Here is a 21,134-nt window from a genome sequence, read left to right on the forward strand (position 1 = left end):
CACTCATCCGCCGGTCATCGACATGTGGCGCGAGACCGCCGGCGCAGCGCCGGGGCGATCGATGGCGAAGGCATGCCGTTCCTGCTTTTCGCCCATGGCGCGGGCAAAGGCATCGGCCAGCGCGGCATCGGGATCGGCCGAGCGCAACGCGGCGCGCAAGTCCACGCGCCCTTCCCCGCCCAGGCACATGTAGAGCTGGCCCGTGGCCGTGACACGAACGCGGTTGCAGGTGGCGCAGAAATTGCCGGTCAACGGCGTGATGAAGCCCAGCCGGCCGCCGGTTTCCGCCACATCGACATAGCGTGCCGGGCCGCCACTGTTGTGCGCGCTGGGCACCAGCGTCCAGCGCTGTTCCAGATCGCGGCGCACGGCATCGAGCGGCAGGTAGTGATCGATGCGATCGCCATCGACGTCGCCCAGCGGCATGACTTCGATCAGCGTGACATCGTGCCCCTGGCCATGCGCCCAGGCGACGAGATCGGGCAGCTCGCCCTCGTTCACGCCCTTGAGCGCGACGGCATTGAGCTTGACCTTGAGACCGGCGGCGCGCGCCGCCTCCAGCCCTTCGAGCACCTGTGGGAGGCTGTCGCGCCGGGCCAGCGCGGCAAAGCGATCGCGATCGAGCGTATCGAGCGACACGTTGATTCGCCGCACGCCGGCCAGCGCCAGGTCTTCGGCAAATTCGGCCAGCCGCGTGCCATTGGTGGTCAGCGTCAATTCGCGCAGGCCACCCTCGCCCAGATGGCGGCCGAGCGCCCGCACCAGATCGACCATGTCGCGCCGCACCAGGGGTTCCCCCCCGGTCAGGCGCAGCTTGGTCACGCCGCGTTCGATGAAGGCCCGGCTGAGGCGATAGAGTTCTTCCAGGCTCAACACTTCGGCGCGGGGCAGGAAGGTCATCCGCTCGGGCATGCAATAGGTGCAGCGCAAGTCGCAGCGGTCGGTCACCGAGAGGCGAAGATAGGTTATGGCCCGCGCGAAGCGGTCAACCAGAGGCGCGGGCGCTGTCATCGCTCGAGATATACGAAGTCCCGAGGGTAGGATTCAAGGCTTGCGCCGGCATCGACGAAAAGAGTTTGCCCGGTCACCGCCCGCGCCGTGGCGAGATAGTGCACCGCATCGGCGATTTCGTCCGCGCCGGGCAGGCGCTTCAACGGCATGATCTCTTCCAGGCGGTGCCACTGCTCGGCATCGTAATCCTGCGTCGGCAGGATCAGGCCCGGCGCCACGCCGTTGACCCGCACACGCGGCGCGAGTGCGCGCGCCAGGGTGCGCACGGCGGCATGCAGCGCCTGCTTGGACAGGGTATAGCTGAGCTGGTCGGGCACCGGGTTCTGCACCCGCTGGTCGAGAATGTTGACCACGGCACCGGCCTGATCGCCCAGCGCCTCGGCAAAGGCGCGGGTCAGGAGCAGCGGGGCAAACAGATTGACGCCAAAGTGCCGGTCCAGCGCATCGGGCGCGAGGCTGGCAATGGTATCGTCCTGGAACAGCGACGCGCAGTTGACCAGGAGGCACGGCGGACGGCCGGCCCGGGCGATCACGTCGGCCAGCATCGCGGCGGGAAAGGCGCTGTCGCCCAGGTCACCGGCCACCGGATGAACGGCGGCGCCCAGCCATTGCAACTGCGCGGTGAATTCAGGATCGAACGTGTGGGCGTGGTGCGCGTGGAGCGCGAGGTCCCAGCCCTCTTGCGCCAGCTTGCGGGCAATTGCCGCCCCGATCCGGCGCCACCCGCCGGTTACCAGCGCAAGCGGGCGCGGCTCGCTCATCCGCGGCGCGCGCGGGTGAGCGTCATGCCGATATCCTCGCCAGCCTCGCTGATGGCCAGCTTTACGATCTTCACTTCCACTTGCTGCACGCGCGCATCCTGAACGAACAAGGTTTCACAGATGTGGTCTGCAACCGATTCGATCAGTTGGAAATGCACCTCTTTGGGCAAACCGTCGCTCGCCGCATGCTTGAGGTCCATGTAGTTCTTGCTCGCCGTCAGCGGGCAATCGGGCGTGTAGCGATCCTGCGGACGCAGCCAGGCACGGATGGAAATCCGCAGGGGCTGCGGACGGCCGGTCTCTTCCGAATAGATCCCGGTGAGGACATCGGTGTGGACATTGGCGACTTCGAGGATCAGGCTGTCAGACACGCGCGCGCCCTTGGCACTTGGCGCCGCGAATGTCCAGCATCAGCCGTGCTTATGGGGTTTTGTGCCGAAACTTCGTTTCGGCATTGCGGCACCAGCCCACTCCCGTCCCGAAGGCACCGAAAACGTCCGGGGGACGTTTTCGCTGAGGGGGCCGATCTCCCAACGATAGTACCCTATGGGAGGTCGGGTGGGGGAGTGGGCTGGTGCCGTCAGTCGCTCAGTCGCCGTTCTTCCAGCGCGCAAAGATCGCCGTGGGCAGAACCCGCCCGCCCGGCCCTTCTTCGGCAAGCGCAAGGTCGCCATGTTCGATTTTGCCCGGCAGGTGCCCCAAGGCCTCCGCCAGCAAGCCACCGATCGCCAGGCTCGACATGCGCACGGCATAGACGGTCAGGAACAGGAAGCGGCTGTTCGCATCGAGCAGCCTGGCGCAATCGGCGATCAGGCCGGGCAGGCTTTCCTCCAGCCGCCAGACTTCGCCCTCTGGTCCACGCCCGAACTTGGGCGGATCGAGGATGATCCCGTCATAGCGCTTGCCGCGCCGCACCTCGCGCGCGGTGAACTTGGCCGCATCGTCCACGATCCAGCGCACTGGGCGGCCATCCATGCCGGAAAGCGCGGCATTGGCACGGGCCTGGGCCACCGACTTCTTGGAAGCATCGACATGCGTCACCGAACCGAAGCGCGAGAGCGACAGCGTGCCGACGCCGGTATAGCCGAACAGGTTGAGCGTGCTGGCTTCGCTCTGGCCGTCCAGCCGCTCGCCCATCCAGTCCCACACCGGGGCCATGTCGGGGAAAAAGCCGAGGTGGCGAAACGGCGTGCAACTGGCGGTGAACCGCACGTCGTTCCACGCCAGCGGCCAGCCTTCGCGCGACACGGGCCGATCGAATTGCCAGCGGCCCCCGCCATCCTCGTCCGAACCGGGCACGAATTCGCCATCGGCCTGCCAATCGGCAAGCGCGGGCGCCCACATCGCCTGGGGCTCGGGGCGGATGAAGCGATGGGGGCCATAGCGCTCCAGCTTGCGGCCATGGCCCGAATCGATGAGGGCGAAATCCCCCCAGGGCGATCCCACCATCACCTGCGGCGCAAGCGTCAGCGTGGCCATCAGGCGTCCTTCCGCCCGCTCTTGGGTGTCGCCCGCTCGGCCACATAGGCGGCCACGGCCTCATAGGTGCCGGGCAGATGATCGCAGCGTTCCTGCCGCTCGAACAGATCGCCCACGCGCGCGGGCAGCGGCGGGCGCACGCCGGTGGCGCGCTCCACCGCATCGACGAACTTGGCCGGGTGCGCGGTGGCAAGCGTCACCACCGGCACGTCGGCCGGCAGGTCTTGCGCCGTGCGCGCGGCGTGGAGGCCGATGGCGGTATGCGGATCGAGCACTTCGCCGGCGGCTTCATAGGCCCAGCGCATGGCCTGGGCCATCTGCCCGGCATCGCAGCGCGCGCTGGAGAACAATCCGGCGATCGCCTCGCGCTGGGCATTGGTGAGTTGCAGCGCCTTGGTGGCATCGAACTGCTGCATCTGCGCGGCAAGGGCAGCGGCATCGCGCCCGCAGGCGTCGAACAGCAGGCGCTCGAAGTTCGAGGAGACCTGGATGTCCATCGACGGCGCCGCAGTGGGCGTCACCGTGCTGGCGGAATAGTCACCCGCCGACAGCGCGCGATGCAAGATGTCGTTGATATTGGTGGCCACGATCAGGCGTTCGACCGGCAGGCCCATGCGCGCGGCGACATAGCCGGCGAAAACGTCGCCGAAATTGCCGGTCGGCACCGAGAACGCCACCTTGCGGTGCGGCGCGCCAAGCTGGAGCGCGGCGGCGAAGTAATAGACCACCTGCGACATCAGCCGCGCCCAGTTGATCGAGTTGACCGCAGCGATCCCGAACGTGCCGGTCATCGCGGCATCGTTGAACATGCGCTTCACCATCGCCTGGGCATCGTCGAAGCTGCCGTCGATGGCGATGTTGTAGACATTGGGCGCGAGCACCGTGGTCATCTGGCGGCGCTGCACGTCGGACACGCGGCCTTCGGGATGCAGCATGAAGATATCGACCTTGGCGCGCCCGGCCACCGCGTCGATCGCGGCCGAGCCGGTGTCGCCCGAGGTGGCGCCCACGATGGTCAGGTGATCCTCGCGCCGGCCGAGGAACTCCTCGAACAGCAGGCCGAGCATCTGCAAGGCCACGTCCTTGAACGCCAGCGTCGGGCCGTGGAACAACTCCAGCACCCACTGCCGCTCGTCCAACTGCTTGAGCGGGGTGACGGCAGCATGGGCAAACCGGCCATAGGCCTGGGTGGTCAATTCGCGCAGGCGTTCGGGCGTGAGGCTGTCGCCCACGAAGGGCGCCATGATCCGCGCGGCGAGTTCGGCATAGGGCAGGCCGACCATGGCGGCGATCTCGTCATGGCTGAACTGCGGCCAGGCTTCAGGCACGTAGAGCCCGCCGTCGGACGCCAGGCCCGCCAGCGTGACGCCTTCGAAATCGAGCGAGGCGGCCTGGCCCCGCGTGCTGACATACTTCATCGCCAATCCCCATGCGCCGCGCCCGCCGCATGGGGCACGCCCGATCGATATAGGGGGCGCCTAGCGGCTCGGGGCGGATGTGACAACCGCCGCGGCGCCTTTCGCGCGCCGGCGCAGGGCCAGGGCATAGATCACCAGGGCCACCCCCGCGAACAGGAACCACTGCACGGCATAGGCCAGATGGTTGTTGGGAATGTCGGAGGGATCGGGCGCGGCATTGGCTGCCAGCCCGGCCAGCGGCGGATCGGCGACCAGGCGGGTGATCTTGTGAAACGGAGCGATTCGCCCGCTGACCCGGCCGCCATCCCATTGCGGCGGGTGCGGATCGGGCGACCAGCCGAGCTGGACCAGCGCGGGCAGGCCGCCCGGCGCCTGGCAATGGGCGATGTGGACATAGCCCCCCTCGCCCGCCGCATTGCGCCCGGCGACCGAGTCCCACAGCCCGGGCTCGACCCGGCAATCGAACGCGGCGCGGCGATAGAGCACCGCCGTGCCATCGCCCGCCACCGGAAAGGCGACGGGCGCCGGATCGGTCAGCGCGGCGGCATAGCGGGCCAGCAGATGCTCCTTCTGCCCCTTGCGCTGCAATTGCCAGAAGCCCAGCCCGATCATCGTGGCAACGGCCAGCAGCACGATCACGGTGGGCACGATCGGCAGGCGGCGCATCATGGCTGCTTTCCCCCTTGCTCTTGCCCCTGCATTCTGGCGGGCACGCGGGCGGCGAGCACGGCTGCGCGTGTCGCGCGCACGGCCAGGCCCACCAAGAGCGCGCTCGCCGGCCCCCAGACCAGCGGGTAGACCCAGAGCGGCAAGCGCCAGATATCGTCGACGCGCAGCGCCGAGAAGACCAGCAGCGCGACGAGCGGAATCACCACCGGGTAAAGCGCGCGGCCACTCGCTTCATGCTCGGCGAATGGCTGGCCGCAGGCACGGCAATGGTCAGCCAGCTTGGGCGGCTCCCACACCCGCCCGGCCCAGACCATGCCGGGGGCGCCACAGGCCGGGCACCGGCCATGGCGAGCGACCTGCCACCAGCGCGGCGCCTGAGACGGACGGTCGATGCGATTGTCCTGCATGCCTTGCGGGATAGCGGCCCCGGCCGGGCCGGTCCAGCACCTACTCCAGAGCCTAAGCCGCGAGCGGCAGGCGCAGCGTGGCGGTCAGCCCGACGATCGCCCCGGCCTGCCAGCGGTTGGCCAGCGCCAGCGAGCCGCCATGCTGGTCGGCAATGGCGCGCGCCAGAGTGAGGCCCAGACCGGTGCCTCCGGTGGCGGTGTTGCGCGAGGCTTCCAGCCGGGTGAAAGGCTCCATCATCCGCTGGATCTCGCTTTCTGGAATGCCCGGACCATCGTCCTCGATGCGCAGCACCGCCTCCGCGCCCTCGCGCGCCAGCGAGACGCGCGCCCTCTGGCCATAGCGCAAGGCGTTGGACACCAGATTGCGCATGGCGCGGCGCAGCCACGTGGCGCGCAGCGGGAGAACGATGCGCACCGTGTCTTCCAGCGTCACATCCTCGCCCATGTCCTCGTATTCGCCCATCACGTCGGTCACGAGGGCTGACAGCTCGGTGGTTTCCAGCGGGTCCGATGGGCGGCCGACGCGGGCCAGCGAGAGAATGTCGTCGAGCGAGCGGTTGATGTCCTCGATCGTGGCGGCCATCCGCGCCCGCTCGGTCTCGTCCTCCACCGCCTCGATCCGCACGCGCAGCGCGGCCAGCGGCGTCTTGAGATCGTGCCCGATCGCGCCGAGCATCACATCCTTTTCATCGAGCAGGCCGATGATCCGCCCTTCCATGGCGTTGTGCGCCACGATCAGGCGGCGGATGTCGTCCGGCCCTTCGGGTTCCAGTTGCCCATCGGCGTTGCGCTCGCGGGCAAAGGCCTCCACCCGGCTGGTCAAGGCCTTGAGCGGGCGGGCAATGCGCCGCAGGATCAGCGCCACGGCGCCCACCAGCACCAGATAAAGCAGGATCGTCTGCAACAGCAGCGAGAGGATCACCTGGCGTTCGTTGGCCGGCGCCAGCATGCGCGCGGTGAGCCAGGTGCCGTCAGGCCGCTGGATCGAGGCGATGATCAGGTGCGCTTCGGGGCGACGATCACCAAAGCTTTCCAGCCGCTTGCTGACATTGCCGAACCACGGGCCGATCACCGCGTCGCTGCGCGGGTCACGCTCCACGACCAGCACCTGGCGGTGGACCATCCCCTGGGTTTCGAGCACTTCGTGCAGCGCGGTGGCGACATCGGCGCGGTCGCGGTCTCCCTCCTGCGCCGGCGACCGGCCATCGACGCGCACGCGCAACGGACGCGGCAGGCGCCACATGTCATCGGGCGGGGGCGGCCCGTGCGGACGACCATCGGGCGCATGGTTTTCGCGCGGCGGCTGGCCGATCAGGCGGAACGCCGCCTCGTTGACGGTCAATTGCACGCGGCGTTCGTTCTGTTCGCGCCAGATCAGCGCGGCCGAAAGGCCCTGCGCCACCAGCAGCGCCAGCGCGATGGCCAGCAGCATCTGCCCTTGCAGGCTGCGCGGCGCGCGCGACACGGTCCAGGCCGGCAAGCGCAGCATCAATCGCGGCCCGCCACCTTGCGCACTTCGGCGGCCAGCATGTAGCCACCGCCCCACACCGTCTGGATCAGTTGCGGGTTGCGGCTGTCTTCCTCGATCTTGCGCCGCAGGCGGCTGATCTGGTTGTCCACCGCCCGATCGAACAAGTGCGCCTCGCGGCCCTGGACCATGTCGAGCAGCCGGTCGCGATCGAGCACCTGGCGCGGGTGATCGAGAAAGGCCATCAGCAGGCGGAATTCGGCCGAGGAAATCGCCACGACGGCGCCTTCGCGGTCGGTCAGGCGGCGCTTGAGCGGATCGAGCGTCCAGCCTTCGAATTCATAGGCCAGTGCCTCGGGCACCTCGGCCGGCACCCGCGCACTGCGCCGCAGAACCGAGCGGATGCGCGCGACCAGTTCGCGCGGATCGAACGGCTTGACCACGTAATCGTCGCCGCCGATTTCCAGGCCGACGATGCGATCGGTGGACTCGCCCTTGGCCGTGATGAAGATCACCGGCACGGCGCGGCTTTCAGCCAGGTGCCGGCACAGCGACAGCCCGTCTTCGCCGGGCATCATGATGTCCAGCAGCACGAGGTCGAACGCCTCGGTCGCGATTCGCGCGCGGGCTTCCACCGCGTTGCCCGCCTGGGTCACGGCAAAGCCCTGGCGGACAAGATAGTCCGCCAGAACCTCGCGCAGGGCTGCTTCGTCATCGACCAGAAGGATGCGGGTTGCCGCGGCCTCGCTCATGCCTGCCCTGCCTGGTGATCAGTTGCCGGCCGGAGGCGGCGGGGGCGGCATGTCGTCGCCATCGCCCACTGGTTGGCCCGGGGGCGGTGGCGGCGGATGGCCTTCCATCCCTCGCGGCCCCCAGCGGTGGCCGCCATGGCCAAACGCGGCACGGAGTTCTTCGCGGGTAAGCTTGCCATCATGATTGGTATCGGCCTTGTCGAATTGCGCCTTGACTGCCGCATCATACGCAGCGCGGGTCACCGCGCCATCCTTGTCGCGCAACGCCTCGTGCAAAACCGGGCCGAGACCAGCCAGGCCCATCGGCGGCGGGCCGCGATGGTCATGAGGACGGGGTCCATCGGGACGGGGACCACCTTCGCCCGGCGGCGGAGGCGGCAGAGCTTCCCCGTCACGATCGGCCATGGGCGGCATGCCATGGTGCATCATGCCCGGCTTCATCGCGCGATGGTGGGCCACGAACTCATCGCGGCTGATCATGCCGTCATGGTTGGTATCGATCGCGTCGAAGCGCTGGCCCAGCCGGGCATCCCGGTCGGCCTGGTCGATCCTGCCGTCCTTGTTCACGTCCATGCGCTGCCACAGGGCATCGGCTTGCGCCTGCGCCTGCGCCCAGGTGATCGTGCCATCACCCATCGGCGCCGGGCGGGCCTGGCCCGGGCGCGGCGAAGCCGGCTCAGCCGGCGCCGCCGCATAGAGTGCAGTGGTGCCAGCCACGGCGACGACCGTCGCACACAGGCCAAGGACACGCTTCTTCATGTCGGCAAGCTCCCGAAAACAAAGGCCGAGCGCACTGGAACGGAGGCGACGACCCGAAAATGGGGGGTGAGGAAACTGCGGCGCCGCCATGCCGAAAGAGGCTAGGGACTAAGGGGGGAGGGACACCCCTTCCGGCCGTGGGGACTGAAGTGGCGGGCACCGCAGCTTCCATGCCCATGGTATAGGCGCCGGATGTCGCGCGAGTATGTCGGGACAGGGGGTATTTTGTCGCCAATTGTCGCATCATTGCATAGACTGGCGACGAGTCCCCCAAACCGATAAATTCATGGAAATTCAGATGACTGAACATCCAATCGGGGTTGCCAACCAGCGGCAGGTCGCGGTTTTGCGCCCGATCGGAGGGCAGGCGCCGCAACAGCCCTGAAACATGGCCGTTACATTCCCCTGCCCGCCCTGCCCCTGCCCGACGGGGATATCAGGCCGCGCCCATCACGAATGCATTGAGCTTGTTGCCATCCGGATCGCGGAAATAGGCCGCATAGAAACCACCCTCGCCGCGCGGGCCCGGCGCACCTTCGCAGCGGCCGCCATTGGCCAGGGCCAGGGCATGAAGCCGGTCGACCTGCGCCGGATCCTTGGCCTCGAACGCCACCATCACCCCGTTGCCGACCGTGGCCGGCTGGCCGTCGAACGGCTTCATCAGCGCAACACCGGCCGCCCCGCCGGCATTGCCCCAGGCAATCGCCCCGGGCCATTCGAACATGCGCCCGGTGCCCAGTTCGGCCGCCAGCGCATCATAGAACGGCGCGGCCTGCGCCAGATCGTTGGTTCCCAACGTCACATACCCGATCATCTTGGCTCTCCCTGCGGCGAGTCGCCGCCTGAAACAGAACGTATCATGAACACCGCAAGTAACAAGGTCAGATCGGCGCGCAGGCTTCCTCCAGCCAGGCGCGGTCGGCGCCGTCGAGCAGCGGCGCCAGCAACGCCAGGGTGCGGGCATGATAGGCGTTCCACCACGCGCGTTCGGCCGGGGTGAGGAGCGCGAGATCGACCAGCGCGCGGTCGATCGGCACGAACGTGAGCGTCTCGAAGCCGCAGAATGCCCCTTCGGCCCCGGCAATCTCGCGCTCTTCCACCAAGACCAGATTCTCGATGCGGATGCCGTATTCGCCCGCCTTGTAATAGCCCGGTTCGTTGGACAGGATCATGCCCGGCAGCAGCCCCTGCCCCGTGCCCGCCTGCGCGCCGGAAGCCTTGGCAATGCGCTGCGGCCCTTCGTGGACGGCGAGGAAGCTGCCCACCCCGTGGCCGGTGCCATGCGCGTAATCGAGCCCGGCCGCCCACAGGAACTGGCGGGCAAAGCTGTCGAGCGCGCCACCGGGCGTACCCAGCGGGAACACCGCCTGGTCGAGCGCGATATGGCCCTTGAGCACGCGGGTGAAGCGGTCCTTCACTTCGGCCGGCGCCTCGCCCGGCCCGATCCACACGGTGCGGGTGATATCGGTGGTGCCATCGCGATACTGGCCGCCCGAATCGACCAGGTAGACGCTGCCCGGCTCGATCGCCCGGTTGGACTGCTCGTCCACGCGGTAGTGCGGGATCGCCGCGTTCGGCCCGGCGCCGGAAATCGTGTCGAACGACAAGTCCTTGAGCAGGCCGGTCTTCTCGCGCTCGGCCAGGAGGCGCGCGGCGGCGGACAGTTCGGTTTCGCCGCCCTGCGGCCCGGCGACCGAAAGCCAGTGCAGGAAGCGGCTGACCGCCGCGCCATCGCGGGCCTGGGCGGCGCGGTGGCCGGCCTGCTCCACCGGGTTCTTGCACGCCTTGGGCAGCACGGTGGGATCGGTCAGCGTGAGCACGCGCGCGCCCGCCCCTTCCAGCGCGTGAAACACCGCCGCCACCGCGCGTTCGGGATCGACCGCCACGGTCTTGCCGGCCAACGCCTCCAGCGCGGGAACGAACGCGGTGCGATCCTGCACCCGCACGGCATTGCCGAGATGCGCGACGAGTTCGCCCGTGACCTTTTCCGGCGCGATGAACAGGTCGACCGTGCCATCGGCATGGGCCAGCACAAACGAGAGCGCCACCGGCGTGCGATCGACATCGGCCCCGCGCAGGTTGAGCAGCCAGGCCACGCCATCGAGCGCGGTCACCACGGCGGCATCGGCGCCATGGTCTGCCAGCCATTGCGCCAGGGCGGCGCGCTTTTCCGCCACGCTCTGCCCGGCGTGTTCCTCGGCATGGGGCACGGCCGGCAGCACGGACGGGGCAGGCCGATCCTGCCACACGGCGTCGACCGGATTGCTGTCCACCGCCACCAGCGTGGCCTGCTTTGCCGCCAGCGCCTTGGCCACGCCATCGGCCCAGGGTTTGGCATGGAGCCAGGCGTCATAGCCGATCCGGGCGCCGGGCGCGGCATTCTGGCCCAGCCAGGCCGCCGGGCTGGTCTGCGGCACCGACTGGTATTCATAGAGCCGCCCGTCGACCTGCTCGCGCACCTGGATGGTATAGCGCCCGTCGACGAAGATCGCGGCCTTGTCCGCCAGCACCACGGCCGTGCCCGCCGAACCGCCAAAGCCGGTCAGCCAGGCCAGGCGCTGGGCATAGGCGCCGACATATTCGCTCATGTGCTCGTCGGAAATCGGGATGACAAAGCCATCGAGGCCGCGCCGCTTCAGTTCGGCGCGCAGCGCGTCCAGGCGGGCTTCGTGGGTTTGCATCAACATGGCAACACGTCCTTGGGCATGAATGGCGAGTAACTGGTTCACGTTGTAACCAACCGGGACGGCGGGCGCCAGAGGCGCGCCTTGCAGGCCGGGCACAGGCACCATAGATGGCGGGGATGACCATTGCCGCCAAGCCCCCCGTCGCCGCGAAAAAGCCGCAGAGCTTCACCCACCATGGGCTCACCCTGACCGACGATTACGCCTGGCTGCGCGATCCCGGCTATCCCGAAGTGAAAGACCCGGAAATCCTGGCCCATCTGGAAGCGGAAAACGCCTGGTTCCAGGCGCACATGGCGCCGCGCCAGCCGCTGATCGACAGGCTGTTTGCCGAAATGCGCGGGCGCATCAAGGAAGCGGACAAGTCCGTGCCGCAGAAGGACGGCGACTGGATCTACTGGATCGAATACGAGGAAGGCGCCGAATACAAGAAGTGGTGGCGCCGCCCCGTCAATGCCGTCGACGATGGCAGCGCCGATGAACTGATTCTCGATGAAGTGGCGCTGGCCCAGGGCCACGACTATTTCCGCCTCGGCGCGATCTCGGTCTCCCACGACGGGCGCCTGCTCGCCTGGTCGGTGGATGACAACGGCTCGGAACGCTTTACCGCGCGGATCAAGGTGATCGCCACGGGCGAGATCCTGCCCGACGAAATCCCCGGCACCAATTCCGGCCTGATCTGGGTGAAAGGCGACACCGGCCTGGTCTACAGCCTGGCCAACGAGAACTGGCGCACCGACAACGTCCGGCTGCACTGGCTTGGCCAGCCGCTCGAATCCGACGTGGAGCTTTACCACGAGGACGACGAAGGCTTCCGCGCCGGCGCGGCGCTTTCGGCCAACGAGGAATGGCTGATCCTTTCGACCGGCGACCACGAAACCAGCGAAGTGCGCCTGATTCCCGCCAACGATCCGCTCGCCGCGCCGATCCTGGTGCGTCCGCGCGAAAAGGGCGTGGAATACGATGTGGACCTGCGTGACGACACGCTGTTCATCCACACCAATGACACCCACGAGAATTTCCGCCTGGCCACCGCGCCGCTCGCCGATCCGGCAGCCTGGACCACGCTGATTGCGGGCAGCGACGATTTCTATCTGACCGGGTTCGAGCTGTTCCGCGATTTCTACGTGGTCGAAGGCCGCGTGCGCGGGCTCGACCGCATCGAGGTGCGCTATTACGACGATCCCGCGCGGATCGAGCCGATCGCCTTTCCCGAGGCGAGCTATGAAGCGAGCCTGGGCGAAAACCCGGAATGGGCGACGCAGACCCTGCGGGTCGGCTACGAATCGATGGTCAGCCCTGCCTCGGTCTATGACTACGATGTGCCCACCCGCGCCCTCACCCGGCTGAAAGTGCAGGAAATCCCCTCGGGCTACGACGCCAGCCTCTATGACACCGCACGGCTGGAGATTCCGGCGCGCGATGGCACGCTGGTGCCGGTCTCGGTGGTGTGGCGCAAGGACCGCGCCGCTGGCGGTCCGCTCCATCTCTATGGCTATGGCGCCTATGGCATTGCCATCGGTCCGGGCTTTTCCACCACGCGCCTGTCGCTGCTCGACCGTGGCATGGCCTATGCCATTGCCCACATTCGCGGTGGCGACGATCTCGGGCGCGGGTGGTACAAGGCCGGCAAGCTGGACGCGCGCACCAACACGTTCAACGATTTCATCGACGTGGCACGCGGGCTGATCGACCATGGCTTCACCACGGCGGGCCGGATTTCGGCTTCGGGCGGATCGGCCGGGGGCGAACTGATGGGCGCGGTGATCAACCAGGCGCCCGAGCTGTTTGGCGCGGTGGTGGCCGACGTGCCGTTTGTCGACGTGCTGGCCACGATGCTGGACGAAACCCTGCCGCTCACGCCCGGCGAATGGCCCGAATGGGGCAACCCGATCGAGGACGCCGCCGCGTTCCACCTGATCCGGTCCTATTCCCCCTATGACCAGGTCAAGGCCCAGGCCTATCCGCCGCTGATGGTCACCGCCGGCCTCAACGACCCGCGCGTGACCTATTGGGAGCCGGCCAAGTGGGTGGCGCGCCTGCGCGCGTTGAAGACCGATGCCAATGCGCTGATCTTCAAGACCAACATGGGCGCGGGCCACGGCGGCAAGTCCGGACGCTTCGAAAGCCTCAAGGAAGCCGCAGAGGAGTTCGCGTTCCTGCTGACCGAGTTGGGCATCGAGGACTGAAGCCAGGGCCGTGGATGGGCTCGGCCCATCCACGCGCGCCTGTCCTGAACCGGTCGCCCCCCGGCTGTCACCCCGGGCTTTTCACGCCAAACCGCCCCGCCTTGCGATAGCGCAGCATCCAGCGATCGAGGAACAGCGCCAGCGGCCGGGCGCGCAGGCCAAGGTCGGCCAGGCCCGGCAGAGCGCCGCTGGCCACGCTGCCGGCCTTGAGCAGCGCCAATTGATCGCGCGAAAGCGGGGTGCCCGGCAGGCTGGCAAACAGGCCGGCCATGGCATCGCCCACCGGCACCAGCACCGGCTTGCGGCCCTGCGCCTTGGCGATGCGCTGGTTGATGTCCATCATCGTCAGCACTTCCGGCCCGGCCAGTTCGAAAGTCTTGCCCGCCTGCGCGCCGAAATCGCCCAGGATCGTGGCGATCGCGCAGGCCGCATCATCCACGAACACCGGCTGGAGCCGCGCGTCGGGGCCGAACACCGGCACCACCGGGAACTGGCTGATCACCTTGCCGAACAGGTTGAGGAACGTGTCGTCCGGCCCGAACAGGATCGAGGGGCGCACCACCACCGCGCCGGGGAAGGCCTGGGCCACGGCCGCTTCGCCTTCCGCCTTGGTGCGGGCATAGGCAACCGGCGATCCGGCATCGGCGCCGATCGCCGAAACGTGGACAAACGCCTGCGCCCCGGCAGCCTTGGCCAGCGCCGCCACGCGGCCCGCGCCCTGGCCCTGCACGGCATCGAGATTGCCCTTGAACGCGCCCACCAGATTGACCACGGCATCCGCGCCCAGGAACGCGGCGGCCAGCGAGCGCTCGTTCTGCACGTTCACGCGCAGGAACTGCACCTGGCCCAGATTGCCCAGCGCCTTGATCGCATAGCCGCGCTCCACATGCCGGCTGCACACGCGCAGCCGCGCGCCGCGCTCCAGCAGTTCCTGCGCAAGATGGCTGCCGAAAAAGCCGCTGCCACCCACCAGCACCACCAGCTTGTCTTCCAGATCGCGCACGTTGCCCATAGCCTTGCCTGTTCCACTTGGTCGGTTTGCGGGAAGGAGCAGCACGCCGCCCCTTTCGGGTCCGCGCCGCTCCGCACCATGTCTCCTGGCGCCTTGGCACAGCCAGGGCCCGGGGTTCAATGCTCCGTATCAACCACGGTGCCCGCCAAACCGGAAAAACCCCGCCTGTGGAAAAAAAGATGGCGCGGAAATGACAAAACCCGTGTTGACACCCCCCGGCCTCACCCGTATTGGCCCCTCCACCGACGGGGAACGCGGCAACGCCCCCCCGAAGAGAAAGTGCCCAGGTGGCGGAATTGGTAGACGCACCGTCTTCAGGTGGCGGCGCTCGAAAGGGCGTGGAGGTTCGAGTCCTCTCCTGGGCACCATCTCTCATTCCACGGACGTCCGCAAACGTCCGTGAAGTGGCTGAAATCAGCCAAATTTTGTGCTATGATCGTCCAGTCAGATACGGGCGAATTCGGCACCAATCGGGAACAAAATGGGTATCCTGATGGGCATCGGTCTCCGCCCTTCGGCGAGGCGATACCCATATGAGCACGCTTTTTGCGATAACGATTGCGAACGCTAAGCCCAAAGAACGGCTATACAAGATGTTTGATGGCGGCGGGCTGCATCTTTTCGTCAAGCCCAACGGCTCCAAACTGTGGCGCCTGACCTACAGCTGGCTAGGCAGGCAGAAAACGCTTTCGCTTGGGCAATGGCCCGGTCTCGGCCTTGCCGATGCGCGCACCAAGCGGGAGGAAGCGAGGCGCCTGCTTGCAACCGGGGTCGATCCTTCCCACCAGCAAAAGATCGACGCCGCCAAGGCCAAGATGGAGGAGAACAACACTTTCAAGGCAGTCGCGCTGGAATGGATCGCCAAACAGGAGCGTGAGCAGATGGCCGAGGTTACTCTCAGCAAAGTTCGCTGGCTCCTCGACAAAGCCTATCCCAAGATCGGTGCGCGACCGATCGCCCAGATAACGGCGCACGAAGTTCTCATTGCTTTGCGCTCAGTTGAGGCGACCGGCCGCTACGAAAGCGCGCGCCGCATGCGAAGCGTCCTAGGCCGCATCTTTCGCTATGCAGTCGCCACCGCGCGAGCGGATCGCGATCCAACCAGCGACCTTCGCGGCGCTCTGACCGCACCGAAATCCAAGCATCTTGCCGCCATCACCACTCCGAATCGCGCTGGAGAGCTGATGCGGGCAATTGAGGGGTATTCCGGCCATGTCATCACCCTCTACGCACTGCGGCTGTCGGCTCATCTTTTCGTTCGCCCAGGAGAACTGCGCCAGGCCGAATGGGCCGAGTTCGATTTCGACCGGAGCGTATGGAACATTCCGGCTGAAAAGATGAAGATGCGTCGGCCGCACCGTGTCCCTTTGTCAACCCAAGTCGCAGGCTTGTTTGAGAGCTTGTGGGACCTTACAGGTCAGGGCCGCTATTGCTTTCCATCGCTCCGCACATCTGCGCGGCCCATGTCGGAAAACACAGTCAATGCCGCGTTACGCGCCCTCGGTTTTGGGCAAGAGGAGATGACCGCGCATGGCTTTCGAGCGATGGCGGCCACGCTTCTCAACGAGACCGGACGTTTCAATCCAGACGCAATCGAGCGCCAGTTGGCTCATATGGAAAACAATGGAGTCCGTCGTGCCTATACGCGCGGCGAATACTGGAATGAGCGAGTTGTGTTGATGCAGTTCTGGTCAGACGAGTTGGACCGCTTGCGCAATGGCGCGAAGGTCCTCAAGCCCAACTTCGCTGACCAGAAGACTTTCGCTTCTGGATAGGCTTTCCCGCAGCTACCCGGTCGAATTCGTGTAATAACGCGGGAAGCGATGAATGATGAATGGGCCATCGAGGATCATGAAATCTTCGGGCGAGTGCGAATCGACCAATACGCTAAGTTTGAAACTGTGCCGCCCGGCTATTCATCGGCAAGCATGGGCGCGCTGTGCCCGGCGCTGCTGGATCATTTCTTCGGCGACATCGACAAATCCTACGAGGCCATCGACGACCGCCATCGCGGATGCCACGTGAGTCTTGCCAATTACGTGAAATAAATTATCGGCGAAGCCGCCACCATTTCTAATTCGCTACGCCAAGATATCGACCGGCACAGCATGTTACGTAATATAAAAATTTCCACCCACTTCTTCAACACTGAAATAAATCCGAAAAAGTCGATGCCTCATGATTTACTGATTTTGGTCGGGATAATCAAATCTATTTCTTAACCTCACAGGAGATTGTCTTCAAGGCGCACCATTGGCCACGCACATCGAGCGTGAGCGCGCAACTCGAAGTCCAGAGCATCGCCCCCAGTCGTGCACTGCTCCCCATCACCGAAACGGCTACCGCTCGCATTTCCACCCCATCAGCACCATCGAAGCCAACGGTGGCGATGTCGTCGCAAATGTCGTCGCATGGCTCGAGGAGGCGGCAAACGCGCGGGATGGCAGGCGTGCATGTTGGTGTCTGACTCGAAAGATCACCAGATATAGCAATATATTGCGGTTCTGCGCGTCAGCATGCGGATGGAGGCGATTGTGGCCCAGGCGGTGGGCGAGGCGATGGTTGTTTCCCAATCCTTGGCCAGACGGCGGCATCGGCCGAGCCATGCGAAGGTTCCTTCGACAACCCACCGACGCGGGAGGACCTGGAAGCCCTTGGCCTTGTCCGACCGCTTGATGATCTCGATCATCCAATGTCCTGCACCGGCGATGGCGTTGCGGAGTTTTCCGCCCGCATAGCCACCATCGGCGAAGACATGACGCAGCCAGGGAAACCGCCGCCGCGCGGCTTTCAGGAGGTCAACCGCGCCATTGCGGTCCTGAATATCAGCTGTGTGGACCTGGATGGAGATGAGGAAGCTGCAGGTGTCGGTCAGGATATGCCGCTTGCGCCCCTTGATTTTCTTGCCCGCGTCATAGCCGCAAGGGCCACCACTTTCGGTGGTTTACACGGACTGACTGTCGATCACACCGGCACTGGGGCTTGCCTCGCGGCCTTCGATCTCGCGTAGGTTCATGACCAGCACCGCATTCATCGCCTCAAGCAGACCGGCATCGCGCCAAGCGTAAAAATAGCGCTGGACCGTCGAGACTGGCGGAAAGCATTTGGGCAAAAGCCGCCAGGCGCAACCACTCGCCGCGATGTAGAGCAACGCATCCAGGACTTCGCGCATGTCCGTTGTCCGGCGCCGACGTCCCCGCTTGGCCGCAGGGATGAACGGTGCTGCCAACGCCCACTCCCGGTCGGTCATATCACTGGAATAACGCAATCCATTTCGGATATGCTCCTGCCGAGCAATACCAGTCCATGCCTTAGTTCACTCCATCCCTCGCAGGATGACTTGAATCGCAACATGCTGGTATTGCTCAATAACTTTCGGCGCGGCCTCTTAGAAAGCAGACAAGGCGAGCTATTTCGACGGCGGCGCGCCGGCCTTTCCTGCACCAAGCGCCGCTGCCCGCACCATATGCGCCCAACTCCCGATGTACGCAGCACGAGCCTTGTACTCGTCGCCCGCCTCTTGGGTCATGCAGGCAACGCCTCCGAGCGTCTCGGCCAGTTCGTGCGTGGTGCAGACGCCCTTGCGTTCGAGCAAACCGCCCAGCGCCGCTAGCACCGTGCCAACCGCGAACAATGCATCTTCGTCCATGCGTAGCTCCTATCCTGCTGCATATCAGCATGATGTATCTTGCTGTAGATACGAGCCAATTTTAAGGGACGAGCAAGCATCATTGCTGAAATTTCTGGTTAATAATCCCTTCCGTTTTCCTAGGGCGTCACTTGCCACCGCCCTGATGGTCCCCTAATGTTCCGTTCCTGCGGAGGGTGCTTTATGGTCAATCCATCAAACGTTACCGCTCGGCGGCTGTCCGACGCTCAACTGATTTCGTCTGAGTTTCGTTATGCCAATCCCGAGATCACTATACCGAATCTCAATCGTGGCGTGCCTGACCCTGAAGCGCATCCAACGATCATCGGCTACTACGATGATACGCCACCGGGCGGACGACGAGCCAATCCCGGCGCACTTTTCGTTCGCTGCTGCCACTGCGGTCTGCGCCGCCATTGGCGGGGACACGTGATTAGAGACGATCAAGGGCAAATCTATATTATCGGGGCCAGCAAGTGCGGCCGCGAGCATTATGGCATCCGCTACAAGCAGGCCGAAGTGGCGTTCAAGGCCGAACAGACCCGGCAGCGCGCATTGCAGCGTTGGCGCAATGCGCGTGCACTGGTGCTCACCTATCAGGCCGAGGTCGCTGAAATCCTTCGCTCCCCTACGTTGACGGCGTTGGAAGTCAAGTGCGAGGAGTTACGCAACGCTAGCCCTGAAGGCTTTCGGAAGCTTGTGCGGATTGCCAGCACCAACGATCCAATGATCGAAATTCTCGAGCAGCGCGACCATGACGCAGAGAGGGACCGGCAGGCCCGTTATGATCGGGCAGTGACAGCATATTACGCTTTGCCTGTGGAAGAGCGTATCCGCCGTAACAGCGAGGGGTTGAAGCCCGAATTGGATACAAGCCCGATTTATGTTCGCACCTCAACGCCGTTGGGGCACTTGACGGGCGCGCGTTACTTCATCGACAAAAACGACGTGCGAACGCTGGCTCGTACCTTTAGCCAGACCCTGGGTGCTATCGACGCGATTGATCGGCGTGGGACAGATAGTGCGAAAACCACAGAGCTAACCAAGCTCCTACGGGAGATGCATGAAAGACCCGTTGCCCTCATGAATGCTATCGTTGAGGCGGGCTTTACGGAATTGTTTTTTGAAAAGAGAAATCTTGAGCGATTGGAGCGTTGGTCTCAAAACGAAAAACATTTCAGCTATCGGGGTGACGGCACTGCACTTGTCGTGGAGGACGCCTCCAACGGTATTAGGCGGATAGAACCACTCGATCTGTGGGACATTCCTTTGCCGCCGACCATTCGCGCTTCCAAATACTTCAATGATGATTTTCTGCCTATGACGCACAACGAGCTATAGCACGTGGCAATTGACCTGCATCGCCAAGGCATCGGCGCGTCGTCACGTCTGACCAAGTCGCGCCTAATCGGTCGGGGGGCGGCCCCAAGCGTCGGTAGCGGGAATCCAACAGGAATCAATTAAACTAGCATAATCAGCTCTTTAGTGAAAACGTCATTTCATGTAATCCCCCAATTAGAACCCGGGAATCATCGGCTGCGATTGGACTGCCACGGACTCGGATAGGTGGCGATTCGTTGCCCGGGACCGCCGCAATGTCGACGACATCTAATTATGGCGGCATGCCGTTAGGCTTTTATCCGGTATTCCGATGGGGCGCTGAGCCGTCTTTACTTTCCAGCCGGGCCGCCCACATGCCGTTCGAAACGACTAGATGTGGGACAAACCTGATGGGGTGGACGCCCCCCGATGGCATCGATGTGCCAAAGTGGAGGTGTTGATCACCACTTGAGGGAGGCGTCCGTGTTGAAGGTTATCACAATCGGTTTGGATATCGCCAAGAGTTCGTTTCACGCGCATGGGGCCGATGAACGCGGAGAGGCGGTGTTCAGTCGCAAACTGACCCGCGGAAAACTGCTCGACTTTTTCGCCGTTCAGCCAGCCTGCCTTGTCGCAATGGAGGCATGCGGCGGGGCGCATCACTGGGCGCGCGAGTTGACGCGACTCGGTCATGAGGTGCGGCTTATCCCGCCGGCGTACGTGAAGCCGTTCGTGAAACGACACAAGAATGATGCGGTCGATGCGGAGGCTATCTGCGAAGCGGCGCGGCGGCCAGGCATGCGCTTCGTTGCGGTGAAGACTGAGGAGCAGCAGGCTGCCGGCATGGTCTTCCGGACACGAGACCTACTAGTTCGGCAACGCACGCAGCTCATCAATGCGCTGCGAGGCCATCTGGCCGAGTACGGGTGGGTAGCGCCGCGCGGGAAGGCCCAGGTGGTGATGCTGGCGGACTTGCTCGAGGAGGATGAAATGGCCTCGTCATTGCCGGAGGCAGCACGCGCCATGTTCCGGATCATGACCGATATGCTGGCTGAGCTCGACCTTCGGATCGCCGACCTAGACAAGGAAATCGCCCGGCGTGCCCGCGAAGATGAGGTCGCGCGCCGGCTGATGACGATCCCTGGCATCGGGCCGATCGCTGCTACCGCGATCGTGGCGCTGGCGCCTCACGCCGCCACGTTCAGCAAGGGTCGGGACTTCGCCGCATGGCTGGGCCTCGCTCCGCTCCAGCACTCAACGGGAGGTAAGCAGAAGCTCGGCCGGATTTCAAAAATGGGCGAGCGAACTATCAGGCGACTTCTCATCATCGGTGGCAGCGCGGTCGTGAGGCAAGCTACGATCCATGGCGCGCAGGCAGGCTCGTGGCTAGAAGGGATGTTGGCGCGCAAGCCCCGGATGCTGGTCTCGGTGGCGCTCGCGAATAAGATGGCGCGCATCGCTTGGGCGCTGATGACCAGGCAAGAGGATTACAAAGTGACGTGCTCCCCTGATTGTTACCGGTCAGAGGTAGAGTCTCGCTCCTTCATGATGATTGT

At 65.1% G+C, this 21,134-nt stretch carries 19 protein-coding genes, 1 tRNA gene and 2 pseudogenes; 7 read left to right on the forward strand and 15 right to left on the reverse strand.

Translation table 11 applies throughout. The annotated features are described in order from the left end of the window. Positions 1-3: 3 nt before the first annotated feature. The 12 genes from moaA to IE191_RS13085 all read right to left on the reverse strand — a co-directional run bounded on the left by moaA (position 4) and on the right by IE191_RS13085 (position 11,405). Positions 4-1,011, reverse strand: a complete 1,008-nt coding sequence (gene moaA / locus IE191_RS13030) for a GTP 3',8-cyclase MoaA (protein ID WP_191324795.1) — start codon at positions 1,009-1,011, stop codon at positions 4-6. Continuing rightward, entirely contained in the window at positions 1,008-1,772 is a 765-nt protein-coding gene (locus IE191_RS13035; protein ID WP_191324796.1) for an SDR family oxidoreductase, read from the reverse strand. The genes moaA and IE191_RS13035 overlap by 4 nt, the downstream gene beginning before the upstream one ends. Beyond that, a complete protein-coding gene (locus IE191_RS13040) occupies positions 1,769-2,143 on the reverse strand; it encodes a dihydroneopterin aldolase (protein ID WP_191324797.1) in 375 nt (124 codons plus the stop codon). The genes IE191_RS13035 and IE191_RS13040 overlap by 4 nt, the downstream gene beginning before the upstream one ends. Positions 2,144-2,360: 217 nt before the next feature. Then, positions 2,361-3,251: a class I SAM-dependent methyltransferase gene (locus IE191_RS13045; protein ID WP_191324798.1), complete on the reverse strand. Its 891-nt coding sequence runs from the start codon at positions 3,249-3,251 to the stop codon at positions 2,361-2,363. After that, positions 3,251-4,669 carry a threonine synthase gene (gene thrC / locus IE191_RS13050; protein ID WP_191324799.1) on the reverse strand — a complete coding sequence of 473 codons (1,419 nt, stop codon included), beginning with the start codon at positions 4,667-4,669 and terminating at the stop codon, positions 3,251-3,253. Before thrC ends, IE191_RS13045 begins: the two co-directional genes overlap by 1 nt. Before the next feature lie 60 nt (positions 4,670-4,729). After that, positions 4,730-5,338, reverse strand: coding sequence for an SURF1 family protein (locus tag IE191_RS13055; protein ID WP_308432907.1), 609 nt, complete (start codon positions 5,336-5,338; stop codon positions 4,730-4,732). After that, positions 5,335-5,745 (reverse strand): DUF983 domain-containing protein, encoded by a 411-nt coding sequence (locus IE191_RS13060; RefSeq protein ID WP_191324800.1) that lies wholly within the window; start codon positions 5,743-5,745, stop codon positions 5,335-5,337. Before IE191_RS13060 ends, IE191_RS13055 begins: the two co-directional genes overlap by 4 nt. A 52-nt stretch (positions 5,746-5,797) precedes the next feature. Next, positions 5,798-7,234 (reverse strand): sensor histidine kinase, encoded by a 1,437-nt coding sequence (locus IE191_RS13065; RefSeq protein WP_229815345.1) that lies wholly within the window; start codon positions 7,232-7,234, stop codon positions 5,798-5,800. Continuing rightward, positions 7,234-7,965, reverse strand: coding sequence for a response regulator (locus IE191_RS13070; RefSeq protein ID WP_191324801.1), 732 nt, complete (start codon positions 7,963-7,965; stop codon positions 7,234-7,236). The genes IE191_RS13065 and IE191_RS13070 overlap by 1 nt, the downstream gene beginning before the upstream one ends. An 18-nt stretch (positions 7,966-7,983) precedes the next feature. After that, a complete protein-coding gene (locus IE191_RS13075) occupies positions 7,984-8,724 on the reverse strand; it encodes an EF-hand domain-containing protein (RefSeq protein WP_191324802.1) in 741 nt (246 codons plus the stop codon). 436 nt (positions 8,725-9,160) lie between these two features. Beyond that, positions 9,161-9,538, reverse strand: coding sequence for a VOC family protein (locus IE191_RS13080; RefSeq protein ID WP_191324803.1), 378 nt, complete (start codon positions 9,536-9,538; stop codon positions 9,161-9,163). Between the two features lie 67 nt (positions 9,539-9,605). Continuing rightward, positions 9,606-11,405: an aminopeptidase P family protein gene (locus IE191_RS13085; protein ID WP_191324829.1), complete on the reverse strand. Its 1,800-nt coding sequence runs from the start codon at positions 11,403-11,405 to the stop codon at positions 9,606-9,608. A 122-nt stretch (positions 11,406-11,527) separates the two neighbouring features. Between IE191_RS13085 and IE191_RS13090 the strand changes: the two genes are divergently transcribed. Then, positions 11,528-13,597 (forward strand): S9 family peptidase, encoded by a 2,070-nt coding sequence (locus tag IE191_RS13090; protein WP_229815346.1) that lies wholly within the window; start codon positions 11,528-11,530, stop codon positions 13,595-13,597. Positions 13,598-13,664: 67 nt separating this feature from the next. On the opposite strand, the gene IE191_RS13095 is transcribed toward IE191_RS13090, so the two are convergent. Next, a complete protein-coding gene (locus IE191_RS13095; protein WP_191324805.1) occupies positions 13,665-14,609 on the reverse strand; it encodes a complex I NDUFA9 subunit family protein in 945 nt (314 codons plus the stop codon). Between the two features lie 281 nt (positions 14,610-14,890). Here IE191_RS13095 and IE191_RS13100 point away from each other — a divergent pair. The 4 genes and pseudogenes from IE191_RS13100 to IE191_RS21430 form a co-directional block, all read left to right on the forward strand. Continuing rightward, positions 14,891-14,977 (forward strand) — tRNA-Leu (locus IE191_RS13100). A gap of 165 nt (positions 14,978-15,142) precedes the next feature. Continuing rightward, a complete protein-coding gene (locus tag IE191_RS13105; protein WP_191324806.1) occupies positions 15,143-16,384 on the forward strand; it encodes a tyrosine-type recombinase/integrase in 1,242 nt (413 codons plus the stop codon). Positions 16,385-16,432: 48 nt separating this feature from the next. Next, entirely contained in the window at positions 16,433-16,657 is a 225-nt protein-coding gene (locus tag IE191_RS13110) for a hypothetical protein (protein WP_191324807.1), read from the forward strand. Positions 16,658-16,862: 205 nt separating this feature from the next. Further along, positions 16,863-17,003, forward strand: a pseudogene (locus IE191_RS21430) (hypothetical protein); the annotation flags it as partial. An 82-nt stretch (positions 17,004-17,085) separates the two neighbouring features. Here the strand turns inward: IE191_RS21430 and IE191_RS13115 are convergent. Together IE191_RS13115 and IE191_RS13120 are read right to left on the reverse strand one after the other, a co-directional pair. Next, positions 17,086-17,859 (reverse strand): annotated as a pseudogene (locus tag IE191_RS13115) (IS5 family transposase). Between the two features lie 159 nt (positions 17,860-18,018). Next, complete coding sequence (locus IE191_RS13120; RefSeq protein ID WP_191324808.1) at positions 18,019-18,258, reverse strand: hypothetical protein; 240 nt, start codon at positions 18,256-18,258, stop codon at positions 18,019-18,021. A 183-nt stretch (positions 18,259-18,441) separates the two neighbouring features. On the opposite strand from IE191_RS13120, the gene IE191_RS13125 reads away from it, so the two are divergent. After that, positions 18,442-19,599: a hypothetical protein gene (locus IE191_RS13125; RefSeq protein ID WP_191324809.1), complete on the forward strand. Its 1,158-nt coding sequence runs from the start codon at positions 18,442-18,444 to the stop codon at positions 19,597-19,599. A 417-nt stretch (positions 19,600-20,016) separates the two neighbouring features. Next, the coding region (locus IE191_RS13130) for an IS110 family RNA-guided transposase (protein WP_373299291.1) at positions 20,017-21,134 on the forward strand (1,118 nt) is incomplete at its 3' end.

Origin of the sequence: Novosphingobium pokkalii, from assembly GCF_014652855.1 — a bacterium.
In the GTDB taxonomy this organism is placed as follows: Bacteria; Pseudomonadota; Alphaproteobacteria; order Sphingomonadales; family Sphingomonadaceae; genus Novosphingobium; species Novosphingobium pokkalii.